General features: G+C 72.5%; 14 protein-coding genes. 12 read left to right on the top strand and 2 right to left on the bottom strand.

All coding sequences use genetic code 11. The features are described 5' to 3' along the window. The first annotated feature begins 11 nt into the window (after positions 1 to 11). From DEJ51_RS18010 to DEJ51_RS17970, 9 genes are all read left to right on the top strand, one after another. A complete protein-coding gene (locus DEJ51_RS18010) occupies positions 12 to 401 on the top strand; it encodes a nuclear transport factor 2 family protein (protein WP_190620456.1) in 390 nt (129 codons plus the stop codon). Between the two features lie 5 nt (positions 402 to 406). Next, entirely contained in the window at positions 407 to 1,015 is a 609-nt protein-coding gene (locus DEJ51_RS18005; RefSeq protein ID WP_150258513.1) for a LysE family translocator, read from the top strand. A gap of 208 nt (positions 1,016 to 1,223) precedes the next feature. Further along, positions 1,224 to 2,273, top strand: a complete 1,050-nt coding sequence (locus DEJ51_RS18000; protein WP_150258512.1) for an alpha/beta hydrolase — start codon at positions 1,224 to 1,226, stop codon at positions 2,271 to 2,273. Continuing rightward, positions 2,266 to 3,468, top strand: a complete 1,203-nt coding sequence (locus DEJ51_RS17995; protein ID WP_150258511.1) for an acyltransferase family protein — start codon at positions 2,266 to 2,268, stop codon at positions 3,466 to 3,468. Before DEJ51_RS18000 ends, DEJ51_RS17995 begins: the two co-directional genes overlap by 8 nt. Positions 3,469 to 3,490: 22 nt before the next feature. Further along, positions 3,491 to 4,810, top strand: a complete 1,320-nt coding sequence (locus DEJ51_RS17990) for a sensor histidine kinase (RefSeq protein ID WP_223835858.1) — start codon at positions 3,491 to 3,493, stop codon at positions 4,808 to 4,810. Further along, positions 4,807 to 5,478: a response regulator gene (locus tag DEJ51_RS17985; protein ID WP_030383691.1), complete on the top strand. Its 672-nt coding sequence runs from the start codon at positions 4,807 to 4,809 to the stop codon at positions 5,476 to 5,478. Before DEJ51_RS17990 ends, DEJ51_RS17985 begins: the two co-directional genes overlap by 4 nt. A gap of 89 nt (positions 5,479 to 5,567) precedes the next feature. After that, the gene (locus tag DEJ51_RS17980; protein WP_150258509.1) at positions 5,568 to 6,905 is read left to right on the top strand and encodes a sensor histidine kinase; all 1,338 of its coding nucleotides are present in this window, start codon (positions 5,568 to 5,570) and stop codon (positions 6,903 to 6,905) included. Next, complete coding sequence (locus tag DEJ51_RS17975; protein ID WP_030755796.1) at positions 6,902 to 7,561, top strand: response regulator; 660 nt, start codon at positions 6,902 to 6,904, stop codon at positions 7,559 to 7,561. Before DEJ51_RS17980 ends, DEJ51_RS17975 begins: the two co-directional genes overlap by 4 nt. A 29-nt stretch (positions 7,562 to 7,590) precedes the next feature. After that, positions 7,591 to 8,799 carry a cytochrome P450 gene (locus DEJ51_RS17970; RefSeq protein ID WP_150258508.1) on the top strand — a complete coding sequence of 403 codons (1,209 nt, stop codon included), beginning with the start codon at positions 7,591 to 7,593 and terminating at the stop codon, positions 8,797 to 8,799. Between the two features lie 74 nt (positions 8,800 to 8,873). Here DEJ51_RS17970 and DEJ51_RS17965 read toward each other — a convergent pair whose 3' ends face one another. Both DEJ51_RS17965 and DEJ51_RS17960 read right to left on the bottom strand, forming a co-directional pair. Further along, complete coding sequence (locus DEJ51_RS17965) at positions 8,874 to 10,466, bottom strand: ABC transporter permease (protein WP_150258507.1); 1,593 nt, start codon at positions 10,464 to 10,466, stop codon at positions 8,874 to 8,876. Continuing rightward, positions 10,463 to 11,356 (bottom strand): ABC transporter ATP-binding protein, encoded by an 894-nt coding sequence (locus tag DEJ51_RS17960; RefSeq protein ID WP_150258506.1) that lies wholly within the window; start codon positions 11,354 to 11,356, stop codon positions 10,463 to 10,465. Before DEJ51_RS17960 ends, DEJ51_RS17965 begins: the two co-directional genes overlap by 4 nt. Before the next feature lie 84 nt (positions 11,357 to 11,440). Between DEJ51_RS17960 and DEJ51_RS17955 the strand changes: the two genes are divergently transcribed. From DEJ51_RS17955 to DEJ51_RS17945, 3 genes are all read left to right on the top strand, one after another. Then, complete coding sequence (locus tag DEJ51_RS17955; RefSeq protein WP_150261988.1) at positions 11,441 to 11,959, top strand: GbsR/MarR family transcriptional regulator; 519 nt, start codon at positions 11,441 to 11,443, stop codon at positions 11,957 to 11,959. 184 nt (positions 11,960 to 12,143) lie between these two features. Further along, the gene (locus DEJ51_RS17950; RefSeq protein WP_030755782.1) at positions 12,144 to 12,563 is read left to right on the top strand and encodes a helix-turn-helix domain-containing protein; all 420 of its coding nucleotides are present in this window, start codon (positions 12,144 to 12,146) and stop codon (positions 12,561 to 12,563) included. A gap of 10 nt (positions 12,564 to 12,573) precedes the next feature. After that, complete coding sequence (locus DEJ51_RS17945) at positions 12,574 to 12,990, top strand: VOC family protein (RefSeq protein WP_150258505.1); 417 nt, start codon at positions 12,574 to 12,576, stop codon at positions 12,988 to 12,990. Positions 12,991 to 13,046: the final 56 nt, after the last annotated feature.

Genomic DNA, 13,046 nt, shown 5'->3' with positions numbered 1-13,046 from the left:
CACTGCGGCACATGGAGCCGTTGAAGGTAGTGGCACAACTGTGGGAGCGAATCGAGGCACGCGACTGGGACGGCGTGGCCGGGCTCATTGCCGAGGACGCGGTCATCGAATGGCCCGTGAGCGGTGAGCGCATCGTGGGGCGCGCCAACTTCATAGCCGTCAACAGCGACGACGGCTACACGGACGAGAGATCCGTGGAACTGCTGCGGATCCTGGCCGACGGGAACCTCGTGGTCACCGAGGTGGAGATACCTCAGGACCACGTCGTCTACCGGGCCGTCTCCCTCTGGACCGTGCGGGACGGGGAGATCGTGGGGGCGCGGGAGTACTGGACCAGCCCCGGCCAGGACCCGGCGCCCCGCTGGCGGGCGGGCTACGTGGAACCCCTGGTGGCAGACTGAGCCACGTGCTCACCGCTCTTCTCGGCGCGACCGGGGTCCTGGCGCTCCTCACCCTCGTCCCCGGCCCCGACATGGCGATCGTCACGAAACGGGCCGTCACGCGCGGACGCGGTGACGGGCTGGCCACCGTGGCCGGGATCGCCGTCGGGCTGCTGATCTGGGGCACCCTCACCGTGGCGGGGCTCGCCGCACTGCTCGCCGCGTCGGCCGAGGTGTACCTGGTGGTGAAGCTGGCGGGGGCCGCCTACCTGTGCTGGCTCGGCGTCCTGGCCCTGCTGAGGCCGGGCGCGGAGCCCGCGGACGAGCGGCCCGGGGGCGGGCGCGCCGGCGGGGCCTGGCGGACCGGCCTGGTCTCGAACGTCCTCAATCCCAAGATCGCCGTCTTCTACACGGGGCTGCTGCCCGCCCTCGCCCCACCGGGCCTGCGGCCGGCGGTCGGCATGGCGTTGCTGGTGCTGGTCCACGTGCTGCTGACGGTGGTCTGGCTGGGCACGTACGTGTACGTGCTGGCGCGTGCCGGGCGGTTCTTCGCGCGGCCACGGGTCCGGCGCGTGCTGGACCGGGCGACGGGTGTCGTCCTGATCGGCTTCGGCGTGCGGGTGGCGACGACGTGACGTCGTGACGGTCGTGGTGGCTGTGGCAGCCGTGGCGGCCGTGACGTCGTGGCGGTCGTGGTTCTCCCTCTCAGGTCTCCCCCGTCATACCTGAGAGCTACGCGCGAACACGGCTCCAAGGCGTGACGCCGACCACGGGCGCGGATTTCTAACTTCGGTAGCAGAGAAGAGCGTTCAGGGCTCTTCCGGCGACCGGAGGAAGAGGGCCATGGCAACGGGGACGCGGACGGGGGCGGGGGCGGGCACGGGGACGCGTACCGGGAGCACGGGCGGGACGCGACCGGCGGGCACGGCGCTCGCCACGGGGAGGGCGGGGTCGGGCGCCGGCCGGCTGCGCCGCGGTCTGCTGGCCGCTCTGGTCGCCGCGGCCGTGGTGGTCCCCGTGTCCGCCGCGGCCTCCCCGAACGTTCCGGCTCCGGCGCCCGCCACGTTCTCCGAGGACGCCACGCCCCAGAGCCGGTACGCCGCCAACGGTGCCAACCTCGCCGAGGCGGCCCGTACCGCCGAGGACGCCGACCGCCCCGGCCGGGCGGCCAGGCTGCGCGCCATGCAGTCGGGCGGAGCCGCCCGGTTCCTCTCCTTCGACGGACGCGGCACGGGCCGCGCCGTGGAGGTGTTCGGCGAGCTGGAGAGTGCCGACCGGGTCGCCGTGCTGGTGCCCGGGTCCGACACCACACTGGACACCTACGAGCGCTTCCGCGCCGGGGCCGTCTCCCTCCAACAGCGCCTGCAGGCCGAGCATCCGCACTCCGCGGTGGTCGCCTGGCTCGGGTACGACACCCCCGGCACGGTGAGCACCACCGTCCTGAGCGCCGACCGTGCCGACGAGGCCGCTGCCGAACTGGCCCCCTTCCTCGCCCGGTTGCACCGCATGTCCGGGCCCGGCGCCCAGCTCTCTCTGCTGTGCCACTCCTACGGATCCGTGGTCTGTGCCCGGACCACCACCGGGTCCGCGGTCAGTGACGTGGTGCTGTTCGGCAGCCCGGGTACCGGGGCCGGATCGGCCAGGGAGCTGCCTACCGCGGCCCGGGTCTGGGCCGGCCGGGGCAGCGGCGACTGGATAGGCGACGTCCCGCACGTCCGGCTCGGCGGGATCGGGTTCGGCACCGACCCGGTCGACCCCGCCTTCGGGGCCCGGGCCTTCGACGCCGGCGCCGTCGGGCACAGCGACTACCTCAAGCCGGACACCGAGTCCCTCGACAGCCTGGCCGCCATCGTCCTCGGCAACGCCTCCGCACCGGAGGCCGACCATGGTTGAGATCCGTGCCCGCTGGTCCGGCCTGGCCGCGGACATCGACGCCGCCACCCCGGCCGGCCGTGACCGGGCCGTGGACGCGCTGCGGGCCTTCGCGATCCTCGGTGTGGTCCTCGGCCACTGGCTGGTCACCGCGCTGACCGCACACGACGGCGGTCTGAGCACCACCAGCCCGCTGGCGCACATGCCGTGGCTGGCTCCGGTGTCCTGGGTGTTCCAGACGCTGTCCGTCTTCTTCCTGGTCGGCGGCCATGTCGCCGCCCGCGGGTACGCGTCGGCACGCGCGGGCGGCCTCTCGTACGGCGCGTGGGCCGGGCAGCGGCTGGGGCGGCTGTTCCGTCCGGTCGCCGCGGTGCTGGTTCTCTGGGCGGTCGTCGCGGGCGGGATGCTGATCGGCGGGGCGGAGTTCGCTACCGTCCGGTCGCTGGTCGATCTGGTGCTGTCGCCGCTGTGGTTCCTGCTGGTGTTCGCCGCGCTCACCGCCGCGACCCCGCTCGTGGCCCGGCTCAACCCGTTGTGGCCGCTGGCCGTGGTCGCTGCCGTCGACGTGTGGCGCTTCGGGCTGGCGGGCCCCGAGTGGATCGGCTGGGTCAATGTGGCCGCGGGCTGGCTCGTCCCCTACACCCTGGGGGCCGCCTGGTCCCGCGGGGCGTTCGCCCGGCGCGACCGGGCCCTGCTCCTGCTCGGCGCGGGAGTCCTGGCCACGGTCGCGCTGGTCCTCTGGGGCGGGTACCCGGCGTCGATGGTGGGTGTGCCCGGGGCCGCCGTCTCGAACCTGAACCCGCCGACGCTGGCGGCGGCCGCCTTCGGGCTGGCCCAGTGCGGGCTCGCGCTCCTGGTGCGTGAACCCCTGGCCCGGGCCATGCGGCGGCCGACGGCCTGGGCGAAGGTGGCCCTGGTGAACCTCTCCGCCATGACCGTCTTCCTGTGGCACCAGACCGCCATGATGGCCGTCACCGCCCTCGGGCTGCTGGTCCCGGCCGACCTGCCCGGGCTGCACACGGTGCCCGACTCGGTGGGCTGGATAGCGGCCCGGCTGCTGTGGCTGCCCGTGTTCGCCGCCGCACTGTCGCTCTGCTGGGCCGCGTTCCGCATCCACGAACAGGCCACCGGCCGTCCGAAGCCGTCCCGTACCGCCCGTACTGCGGCGGTCCCCCGCCCCAGTACGGACCCCGCCGAGGAGATCAACCATGTCTAGGGCCCGCCTTAGCCTGGACGGCGTGAACCAGCAGACCGAGCCGCCCGCCACCAACGTCCGCGTCCGCCTGCCGCGCGGCCTGGCACGGGAGTTGTTCACCCTGCGGCGGGACCCGCTGCCGAAGATGGCGCGGCCGCGCTGGCTGGCCTGGCTGCCGCACGTGGTCCTCTGCTACGTGGCCATTCCCTGCGGCGTCCTCACGGGGATGCAGCTGAACGACCACTACGGGGTGCAGGGTTCGGCCGTGCTGGGGCTGTCGCTGCTGACCTCCGCGTCCGTACTTCTCAGCATGTTCCGGCCGCTCGCGGCCTGGTGGCTGGGGCTCCTCGCCGCCGGCCTCGTCGCCTGGGCCATCCACGACCACGTCGGCCAGGGGCAGTCCTGGCCCTGGACGCCCGCCGGCCCGTTCACGCTCGCGCCCGTGCTCCTGATGGTCGCCCTGCGGGTGCCGCCGCGGGTGACCGTCTCGGTCATCGGCATCACCCTCGCCCTCAACGGGCTGGCCGACGTCGTCCTCAGGCCGCCGCAGAGCCAGACGATCATCGGCGGCGTGGCCGTTCTCTTCGGGTTCGTGGGGATCCTCGGCTACGCCCTGCGGGCCACCCGCCTCGCCCGCGGCAAACTCGTCGAGCAGGAGACCCTCACCGAGGAGGAGCGGGCGCGGCGCACCCTGCTGGAGGAGCGCAGCCGGATCGCCCGCGAACTGCACGACGTCGTCGCCCACCACATGTCGGTGATCTCCATCCAGGCGCAGGTCGCCCCGCATCTGGTGGAGAACCCGTCGGAGGAGCTCAAGGAGAACCTGGCCGGCATCCGGGAGAACGCGCTGGAGGCGCTGACGGAGCTGCGGCGGGTGCTGGGCGTGCTGCGGTCCGAGCGGCCCGAGGATCCCGCGAACCCCCATCATCCGCAGCCCACCCTCGGTGAGCTGGAGGGCCTCGTGGACAACGTGCGGGGCGCCGGGCTGGACGTCAGGACCGAGATCGCGGGGATACGGCGGCCGCTGACCCCGGGGGTGGAGCTCACCGCGTACCGGATCGTGCAGGAGGCGCTGAGCAACGCCCTGCGTCACGCGCCCGGTTCACGGGTGGAGGTGGGGATCGCGTACGGGCCGCGTGATCTGCACCTGTGCGTCGCGAACAGCGCGCCGACCCGGTCGGCCCCGCCGTCGCCCGGTGCCGGGCACGGGCTGCTGGGGATGCGGGAGCGGGCAGGCATGCTGGGGGGCGAGCTGGCCGCCGGCCCGCGCCCCGACGGGGGGTACGAGGTGAGCGCCGTACTCCCGATGGATCCGCAGGACCTGCCCGCGGTCCCCGACCCCGAGACGAAGAGGGCCTCATGAGCACCCCGATCAAGGTGATGATCGCCGACGACCAGATGATGGTCCGGCAGGGCTTCACCGTGCTTCTCAACGCGCAGCCCGACATAGAGGTCGTGGGGCAGGCGGTGGACGGGGCGGACGCGGTGGCGAAGGTCGCGGAGCTGGCTCCGGACGTGGTGCTGATGGACATCCGGATGCCGGGCATGGGCGGGATCGAGGCCACGTCCGTCATCACGGCGGTTCCGGACGCCGCCGTGAAGGTGCTGGTGCTGACCACCTTCGATCTCGACGAGTACGTGTACGAGGCGCTGCGGGCCGGGGCCTCCGGTTTCCTGCTCAAGGACGCGTCGGCCGACCAGCTCGCCGAGGCGGTGCGGGTGGTGGCGGCCGGGGAGGCGCTGCTCTCGCCGAACATCACGAAGCGGCTGATCACGGAGTTCTCCCGGCTGGGGGCGCCGCGTGCGCCGTCGCGGGCCCGGATCGAGGCGCTGACCGAGCGGGAGACGGAGGTGCTGTCGCTGATCGCCCAGGGGTTGTCGAACGCCGAGATCTCGGAGCACCTGGTGCTGGCCGAGCAGACGGTGAAGACGCATGTGAGCCGGATCCTGGTGAAGCTGGGCCTGCGGGACCGTACGCAGGCCGCGGTGTTCGCGTACGAGACGGGTCTGATCCGCCCGACGGGCTACTGAGCGGACCCGTGTAGTACTTGAGAGGGACCCCGGGAAATCCCCATCAGCGGCGACGCGGACGAGGGCGGTACGGACCTACGGTGGTGTGTATGACCGAGACGACCACCGGGGGGACATCCCGGGCACCTGAGTTCCGTCTGGCATCTGAGGTGATCGCGACCCTGCGCCGGGATCTCGTCACCGATGCCTTCGCCTACCGGCCGCTGCCGCTGGCGGACACCTCCGGGCGCTTCGTGCGCCTGCTTCCGGGGGTGCTGCGCCGGTACGCGCCGTGGCGGCGGCATGCGGCAGTGGGGTTGCTGGCCTTCCTCGTCGGGATGATCTCGCTCAACACCCAGTCGGCTGCCTGGGGTGACCTGGGGCCGCTCGTCATGACCATGGTCACGGCGGCGCCGGTCCTGATGACGCTGGTGCGGCCGGTCGGCGCGTGGTGGGCGGCCATCGCGATGACGGTGGTGACCGCCGGGATCGGAGGCGGCTACAACTGGCCCTGGACCGATGGCAGCTTCTTCGCCTACGTCGTCGTCCTGTTCCTCGTCACCCTGCGGACCGGGCCCCGGGTGGCGGCCTGGATGTGGACGCTCACCCTCGCGATGGGGTCGGCGATCTCCATACTGTTCAACGGCCGCTGGGGGTCGAACCTGCCGGAGATGATGGTGGCTTCGGCCTTCGCCCTGGTGATCGCCGGCAGTATCCGGATACGTCTTGACGCCCGGGCCGAGGTCAGTGCTCAGCAGGAGGTCACGGCCGTCGAGCGGGACAAGCGGACGCTGCTGGAGGAGCGGACCACGATCGCGCGGGAGCTGCACGATGTGGTGGCCCACCACATGTCGGTGGTGGCGATCCAGGCGGAGGCCGCGCCGTACCGGGTGAAGAACCCGCCGCCGGAACTGGAGGCGGCGTTCGTCACCATCCGGGAGAACGCGGTGGCGGCTCTGACGGAGCTGCGGCGGGTGCTGGGCGTGGTGCGCTCCGCGGACTACGAGGCCCCGGACGCCCCGCAGCCGACGCTCGCCTCGCTTGAGGGACTGCTGGCCAATGTGCGGGACGCCGGCCTGAGCGTGGAGAAGACGATCACGGGCTCGGTCCGGGAGCTGCCGCAGGGCGTGGAGCTGTCGGCTTACCGGATCATCCAGGAGGCCCTCAGCAACACGCTGCGGCACGCGCCGGGGGCCGCGGCCGAGGTGGAGGTCTCGTATGTGCTGGGTGGCCTCGGCATACGGATCGTCAATGCCCGTGCCACCGGGGACGCGAGGCCCTCGCCGGGAGCGGGGCACGGGATCACCGGCATGCGGGAGCGGGTGGCCATGCTGGAGGGCGAGATGACGGCCGGCCGGACGGCGGAGGGCGGGTACGAGGTGGCGGTGTTCATACCGGTGCCGCACCGTGCTGAGCCGGCGCCGGAGCCGCAGGAGGGGGCCGTATGACCATCAGGGTTCTGATCGTGGACGACCAGGTGATGGTGCGCGAGGGGTTCTCGGTCCTGCTGAACGCGATGGACGGCATCGAGGTGGTCGGCGAGGCCGTCGACGGCCGGGAGGCCATCGAGCAGGTGGCGGCGCTGCGGCCGGACGTGGTGCTGATGGACATCCGGATGCCGCGGATGAACGGGCTGGAGGCCACCCGGGAGATCGTGGCCGCCGACACGGACGCGAAGGTGCTGGTCCTGACGACCTTCGACCTCGACGAGTACGTGTACCAGGCGCTGCGGGCCGGAGCCTCCGGGTTCCTGCTCAAGGACGCGTCGGCGCGTCAGCTGGCGGACGGGGTACGGGTGGTGGCGGCCGGGGAGGCCCTGCTGGCGCCGTCGGTGACCAAGCGGCTGATCGTGGAGTTCTCGAAGATATCCGAGGCCCGCAAGCTGGCGGACCCGGCGGGCACGGGGGAACTGACGGAGCGGGAGACGGAGGTGCTGGTGTTGATCGCGCAGGGGCTGTCCAATGCGGAAATAGCCGACCGGCTGGTCGTCGCCGAGTCCACGATCAAGACACATGTGAGCCGGATCCTGGTGAAGCTGGGCCTGCGGGACCGGACACAGGCGGCCGTGTACGCGTACGAGACCCGCTTGGTGACACCCGCCTGATCGGCTCCGGCTGCCTTTAGGGTGCGGGAATGGGCTTTGATCCGTGGGATGCCGCGTTCGTCGCCGATCCGTATCCGGCGTACCGGGAGTTGCGGGAGCAGGGGCGGGCCGTGTGGTGGGAAGCCACCGGGCAATGGCTGGTGCCGCACTACGCCGATGTGAGTGCGCTGCTGCGGGACCGGCGGCTGGGGCGGACCTACCTCCACCGGTTCTCGCACGAGGAGTTCGGCCGCGAGGCGCCGCCGCCGGAGCACGAGCCCTTCCACGTGCTCAACGGCAACGGCCTGCTGGACCTGGAGGATCCCGCGCACGCGCGGGTGCGCAGGCTGGTGGCGAAGGCCTTCACCCCGCGGACGGTGGAGCGGCTCGTGCCCAAGGTGCAGCGGCTGGCCGGGGAACTGGTGGGGCGGCTGCGTGCGGACGGGGGCGGGGATCTGCTCACCGTCGTCGCCGAGCCGCTGCCGGTGGCGGTGATCGCGGAGCTGCTGGGCGTGCCCGAGGCGGACCGGGGGCTGCTGCGGCCCTGGTCTGCGGACATCTGCGGGATGTTCGAGCTGCGGCCGGACGAGGAGACGGCACGGCGTGCGGTGCGGGCGAGCGTCGAATTCAGCGCGTACCTCCGGGGGCTGATCGCCGAGCGACGGAGCCGCCCGGGGGAGGATTTGATCTCCGGGCTGATCGCCGCCCACGATGAGGAGGGGCGGCTCAGCGAGCAGGAGATGATCTCCACCTGCGTGCTTCTGCTGAACGCCGGGCACGAGGCCACCGTCAACACGACCGTCAACGGGTGGTGGGCGCTGCTGCGCCACCCCGCGCAGCTCGCCGCGCTCCGCGAGAGCCGCGACCCCGGAAAGTTGTCCACAGCTGTGGATGAACTCATGCGGTACGACACCCCGCTCCAGATGTTCGAACGCTGGGTGCTCGACGACGTCCTGATCGGTGACACCGTCGTCCCGCGCGGGGCCGAGGTCGCGCTGCTCTTCGGGTCCGCGAACCGGGATCCCGCCCGCTTCGACGATCCCGACGTGCTGGACCTCGGACGGGCCGACAACCCGCACCTGACCTTCGGGGCGGGGATCCACTACTGCCTCGGGGCGCCGCTGGCACGGCGGGAGCTGGAGGCCTCGTTCGGTGCGCTGCTGGCGGACGGCGTCCCGCCGCTGCGGCTCGTCGAGGAGCCGCAGTGGCAGGACGGGTACGTCATCCGGGGGCTGAAGCAGCTGCTCGTGGAGTTCTAGTCAGCTCTCACGTCAGCTCTCAAGGACCCTGAGGAGCTGGGGGACTTGGAGGACCTGGCTTTCGCGGGGCCGGTTCACGCGATCATGTCGCGGCGGCGCAGGGCGCCGAGGCCGGCCGCCGCCGCGGCCGCCGCCAGCACGGTCAGTACCGACAGGGGAGCCCAGTCCAGGGCCTGTGCTCCCGGGAGCCGGGGCAGGTGGGCGTAGGGCGAGAGGTTCAGGACGGCCTGCGGGAGGTTCAGCGCCGGTCCGACCCACCCCAGGGCCAGGGTTCCGCCGGCCACCGCCCAGGCGGCCGCCGCGTACTGCGGGACCGCGCCGTACAGCAGCGCCGCCAGGCTCCCGATCAGCCACACCGCCGGAAGCTGGGCGAGCGTGGCGCCGATCGCCGCTCCCGGATCCCGGCCGTGCCCGAGGCCGAGACCGAGGCCCGCCAGCAGCAGGATCAGCGCCGAGCCGCCGAAGGCCACGGCCAGGTGACCGCCGGCCCAGCGCAGCCGGCCGACCGCGTTCGCGAGCAGCGGCTCCGCGCGCCCGCCCGACTCCTCGCCGGCCAGGCGGAGCACCGCCGAGACGGCGTACAGGGCGGCGACCATCCCGAACATGCCGGCCATCGTGGCGAGGAAGGCGTCGGTGAGCGCGCCCGGCCCGCTCTGCCCGCCCTGCCCGCCCATCCGCTCGATGAGCTCGCGGGTCCGGTCGTTCTCGCCGACCAGGTCCGCGGCGCCGTCCGCCATCCCGCCGAAGACGACACCGGCGATCAGGAAGCCCGCGCTCCAGCCCAGTACGCTGCCGCGCTGCAGCCGCCAGGCCAGCGCACCCGCCGTACCCAGGCGGCCCTCGGCCGGCCCCGGCCGCGACGGCAGGAAGCTCATGCCCAGGTCGCGGCGCGCGGCCAGGGCGTACGCGGCGCACGCCTGCACCGTGACGGCGGCGGCGAACAGGAGGAGCACCCACCAGCGTTCGGCGGCGAAGGCCCGTACGTTCTCCACCCAGCCGAGCGGCGAGGCCCAGGTCAGGGCGGACCGGCCGCCCGCCGTACCGGCGTCGCCGGCGGCCTTCAGCACGAAGGCGGCGCCGAGCACGGCGGCCGTGATGCCCTTGGCCGCGCGGGCACTCTCGGTCAGCTGCGCGGCGATCGCCGCGGTGCAGGCGAAGAGCGCCCCGGTGGCAGCGACGGCCAGGCCGAGAGCGACCGCGCCGGGCGCGCCCTGCCCCGCGAGACCGCCCGCCACGAGGAGGGCGGCACAGGCGTCGGCCACGAGGGCGGCGAGCAGGGCGGCGGTCAGCGGGGCCCACCGCCCCACCATGGCGGCGGAGAGCAGCTCCTGACGGCCCGTCTCCTCCTCCTCGCGGGTGTGCCGGACGACGATGATCAGGCTCATGGCGGCCGCGAGGACGGCGGCGTAGACGCCGCCCCGCCAGGCGGTCAGACCGCCGAGCGAATCGCCGAACACCGGCCCGTACAGGGTGCGCATCGAGCTGTTGGCGTTCATCGAGGCTGCCACCCGGGCGCGTTCGGCAGCGGTGGCGTACACGCTGCCCAGCGAGCCGGGCATGCTCACCACCATGAGCGCGGTGACCGCGACCCAGACCGGCATCATCACCCGGTCGCGGCGCAGCGCGAGCCGCAACAGGACTCCGGTACCGGCCAGTTGGTTCTTCATCGGGACGCCTCTTCGGTGTAGTGGCGCAGGAAGAGCTCTTCGAGGGTGGGCGGGGTGGAGGTCAGCGACCGCACCCCCGACGCGGTGAGGGAGCGCAGGACCGCGTCCAGCTTGTCGGTGTCCGCCTGGAGGCGGACCTTGAGCCCCTGCACCTGGACGCCGTACACGCCCGGCAGGTGGGCGAGGCCGTTCGGCGGGCCGGCCAGCTCGGCGCTGATCGACGTACGGGTGAGGTGGCGGAGTTCGGCGAGGGTGCCGGTCTCCACGGTGCGGCCGCCGCGGACGATGCTGACCCGGTCGCAGAGGGTCTCGACCTCGCTGAGGATGTGCGAGCTGAGCAGGACGGTGCGTCCGGCGGCGCGCGCCTCGGCGACGCAGCCCTGGAAGACCTCCTCCATCAGCGGGTCGAGGCCGGAGGTGGGTTCGTCGAGGACGAGCAGTTCGGCGTCGGAGGCGAAGGCGGCGACGAGGGCGACCTTCTGCCGGTTGCCCTTGGAGTAGGTGCGCCCCTTCTTGGTGGGGTCCAGCTCGAACCGCTCGACGAGCCCGTCGCGCCGGGCCCGGTCGAGCCCGCCGCGCAGGCGTCCGTAGAGGTCTATGACCTCACCGCCGGAGAGGTTGCGCCACAGGGTGACGTCTCCGGGGACGTAGGCGACGCGGCGGTGGAGGGCGACCGCGTCGGCCCAGGGGTCGCCGCCGAGGAGCTCGGCGGTGCCGGAGTCGGCGCGGAGCAGGCCCAGCAGGACCCGGATGGTGGTGGACTTGCCGGCGCCGTTGGGTCCGAGGAAGCCGTGTACCTCGCCGGTGGTGACCGCGAGATCGAGTCCGTCCAGTGCGCGGGTGCGGCCGAACGCCTTGTGGAGGCCGGCAACGCTGATTGCCTTCGTCATGCTTCCGAACGTACGCTAGTTTCACAAATTTGTGAAGCTTGAGAATCTCAGGAATCGCGTAAAGTCGGGAAGGTGGCAGATGACATGGTGAACGCGGACGCGAGGACCGATCCGGATCCCGCTACCGGCGCCCGGGACGGCGACGCCGTCTCGCGCTTCGTCGAGCGGTTCGCCGCGCAGCTGACCGAGGCCGGGATGCAGCGGATGGCCGCGCGCGTCTTCGCCCGGCTGCTGGCCAGCGACGGCGGCGCGATGACCTCGGCGGAACTGGGCGAGGCCCTGCAGATCAGCCCGGCCGCGGTGTCGGGTGCCGTGTCCTACCTGACCCAGGTCAACATGGTCAGCCGCGAACGCGAACCGGGCTCCCGCCGCGACCGGTACGTCCTGCACAACGAGCTCTGGTACGAGACCTTCACCCGCCGCGACCAGGTCCTGACCCTGTGGGAGAAGACCCTGCGCGAGGGCGCGGCCACCCTCGGCACGGACTCCCCGGCCGGGGCGCGCGTCGCGGAGACGGCGGCCTTCTTCGAGTTCATGCAGGGCGAGATGCTGGGCCTGATGGACCGCTGGCGGGCCCACAAGGCGACGATCGGCCTGGGCTGAGCCGGCCCCCGAGGCGGCCGGTCCGGCCAGGCCCCCGGTACGGCCGGACCCCCGGTCCAGCCGGGCAGGCGGCCGGCCGGCCGCCTGCCGATCAGATCCGGATCAGATCGGAAGAGATCCGGAAGAGATCCGGAAGCACCGATACCCGCAGACGGGACACCTCGTGCGTGCCATGCTGGAACGCATGAACCTGGAGGACCTGGTACGGCTGCGCCGCGCCCGGGACATGATGGACCGCGAGTACGCGGAGCCGCTGGACGTTCAGGCACTCGCGAACGTCGCCCTCATGTCGCCGGGACACTTCTCCCGCAGCTTCCGCACCGCCTTCGGGGAGACCCCGTACAGCTATCTCATGACCCGCCGCGTCGAACGCGCGAAAGCCCTGCTGCGGCGCGGCGACATGAGCGTGACGGACGTCTGCTTCGCCGTCGGATGCACCTCGCTGGGGTCCTTCAGCTCGCGCTTCACCGAGCTCGTCGGCGAGACCCCCAGTGCCTACCGGGCCCGCAGCCACGACGACGGCGCGGCGATCCCGGCGTGCGTCGCCAAGATCCTCACGCGACCGGTCAGGATCGGAGAAGCGAAATCCGCACCCTCCTCGTAGCGTCGACGGCATGGACATCAACCTCTCGCAGTGCTTCATCGCAGTCGACGACCACGACAAGGCGCTCGCCTTCTACCGCGACGTCCTCGGCCTGGAAGTCCGCAACGACGTCGGGTTCGAGGGGATGCGCTGGGTGACCGTCGCCTCCCCCACGCAGCCTGACGTGGAAATCGTCCTCGAACCGCCGCTCGCCGACCCGGGCGCCTCGGCGGCCGACCGGCAGGCCATGGCGGAGCTGCTGGCCAAGGGCCTGCTGCGCGGCGTGATCTTCTCCACCGACGACGTCGACGCCACCTTCGAACACATCCGGGCCGCCGGCGGGGAGGTGCTGCAGGAGCCGGTCGACCAGCCGTACGGCGTCCGCGACTGCGCCTTCCGCGACCCGGCGGGCAACATGCTCCGCTTCAACCAGCCCCGCAAGCACTGAGGACCGACTGCCTCGGGAGTCCGCGCCGGAGTCCGAGCAGACGGCCCGCCCGAGAA

It is taken from the genome of Streptomyces venezuelae, assembly GCF_008642275.1.
GTDB lineage: Bacteria > Actinomycetota > Actinomycetes > Streptomycetales > Streptomycetaceae > Streptomyces > Streptomyces venezuelae_E.
The sequence above is the reverse complement of the archived record's forward strand: the minus strand, read 5'-3'. Positions and strand labels throughout refer to the sequence as shown.

Bases quoted from the DNA above. Each gene is read 5' to 3' on its own strand.
- DEJ51_RS18010 (WP_190620456.1), top strand. From the start codon at position 12: ATGGAGCCGTTGAAGGTAGTGGCACAACTGTGGGAGCGAATCGAGGCA.
- DEJ51_RS18000 (WP_150258512.1), top strand. From the start codon at position 1,224: ATGGCAACGGGGACGCGGACGGGGGCGGGGGCGGGCACGGGGACGCGT.
- DEJ51_RS17995 (WP_150258511.1), top strand. From the start codon at position 2,266: ATGGTTGAGATCCGTGCCCGCTGGTCCGGCCTGGCCGCGGACATCGAC.
- DEJ51_RS17985 (WP_030383691.1), top strand. From the start codon at position 4,807: ATGAGCACCCCGATCAAGGTGATGATCGCCGACGACCAGATGATGGTC.
- DEJ51_RS17980 (WP_150258509.1), top strand. From the start codon at position 5,568: ATGACCGAGACGACCACCGGGGGGACATCCCGGGCACCTGAGTTCCGT.
- DEJ51_RS17975 (WP_030755796.1), top strand. From the start codon at position 6,902: ATGACCATCAGGGTTCTGATCGTGGACGACCAGGTGATGGTGCGCGAG.
- DEJ51_RS17970 (WP_150258508.1), top strand. From the start codon at position 7,591: ATGGGCTTTGATCCGTGGGATGCCGCGTTCGTCGCCGATCCGTATCCG.
- DEJ51_RS17965 (WP_150258507.1), bottom strand. From the start codon at position 10,466: ATGAAGAACCAACTGGCCGGTACCGGAGTCCTGTTGCGGCTCGCGCTG.
- DEJ51_RS17960 (WP_150258506.1), bottom strand. From the start codon at position 11,356: ATGACGAAGGCAATCAGCGTTGCCGGCCTCCACAAGGCGTTCGGCCGC.
- DEJ51_RS17955 (WP_150261988.1), top strand. From the start codon at position 11,441: ATGGTGAACGCGGACGCGAGGACCGATCCGGATCCCGCTACCGGCGCC.
- DEJ51_RS17950 (WP_030755782.1), top strand. From the start codon at position 12,144: ATGAACCTGGAGGACCTGGTACGGCTGCGCCGCGCCCGGGACATGATG.
- DEJ51_RS17945 (WP_150258505.1), top strand. From the start codon at position 12,574: ATGGACATCAACCTCTCGCAGTGCTTCATCGCAGTCGACGACCACGAC.